Annotated in this window: 1 protein-coding gene; it reads right to left on the minus strand. The window is 44.9% G+C overall.

Going from position 1 to position 294, the window contains the following annotated elements; genetic code table 11:
- The coding region (locus tag PZE06_RS28400; protein ID WP_275792455.1) for a 6-phosphogluconolactonase at window positions 1-294 on the minus strand (294 nt) is incomplete at both ends.

Raw genomic sequence — 294 nt, forward strand, 5'->3', positions numbered from 1 at the left:
TGGCACCCTCAACAACGATAACCGTGACATTCGGATGGTTACGTAAAATCGAAGCTGGAAAATCCTCTGAAATATCCCCCTCAGCCAACCGGGCAATGGCCTCCTCCTTTTGTTCACCAGAAACAAGCAACAGAATTTCCTTGCTTTCCATAATCGATGCAATTCCCATCGTTAAGGCTTGTGTCGGTACATCATCCAATGTTGGAAAAAATCTCGAATTTGCTTCACGAGTAGAAGCTGCCAATTCAACAACATGGGTTCTACTGCTAAACGGGGTTCCCGGTTCATTAAATC

Source organism: Robertmurraya sp. DFI.2.37, assembly GCF_029211245.1.
GTDB classification, from domain to species: Bacteria; Bacillota; Bacilli; order Bacillales; family Cytobacillaceae; genus Robertmurraya; species Robertmurraya methanolica_A.